At 35.8% G+C, this 688-nt stretch carries 1 protein-coding gene; it reads left to right on the top strand.

Annotated features, from left to right (window positions below; genetic code table 11):
• The first annotated feature begins 81 nt into the window (after window positions 1–81).
• Window positions 82–417, top strand: coding sequence for a hypothetical protein (locus AC1HJP_RS21155; RefSeq protein ID WP_138569278.1), 336 nt, complete (start codon window positions 82–84; stop codon window positions 415–417).
• Window positions 418–688 lie beyond the last annotated feature (271 nt).

Genomic DNA, 688 nt, shown 5'->3' with positions numbered 1-688 from the left:
TAGGACAAAATTAAATAAGCTCGTCGCTTCGCTCGATTTTAGCTTATTCAATTTTGCCTGTTAGCTAAGCGTTAGGTTTTTATGAAGAATGTCGTAAAAAAGAACATTTTTGGAATAGTTTTAGTACTTCTATTACTGCCTATTTTGGGGTTCATTCCCTTTGAATTGTCTGATAAAAGCCAGTTTATTTTATCAGTTATTTTTATGGTCATCGGTTTAGTGTCTTTTTTGGCTGTTATTTTGGTTTTTTGGGTGGCCTACTATGCTCATGGACGTTTAGTAGCTGTAATTGCAGGTATTGCTTACTTTGTTTTGCCAATTATTCATGAGTACTTGTCTTTTGTAGTAGAATTATCAATATTGCTTTACTGGGTCTCTCTCAAAAAACAAGTCACACAATTCGCCAACAAAACCTAACAAATTAATTAAACAATGGACGCAAAACAGTAGGCTTGCGCTCCTTCGTCGCTTAGTTTAGCCTGCTATTTTTCGCCGTTTATTAAGGCGTTATGCGTCACTTTAAATCGCTGTCTTTAAAACGGTTTTTGCTTCAAGTCTTTTCTTCAAATTGGCTTTTAGGTACAGTGGTGCAATCAAGTTTTAAGCTGGTTTTGGCTTTTCGTTTTTCAATTTAAGCTGTGACCAGAAAGGTCATTCACCAGTCGAACGCTTCTTTGCAATTTTGAGT

The sequence above is a fragment of the Pseudoalteromonas sp. NFXS53 genome, from assembly GCF_056629255.1.
This window is presented reverse-complemented; position numbering and strand designations above follow the sequence as displayed.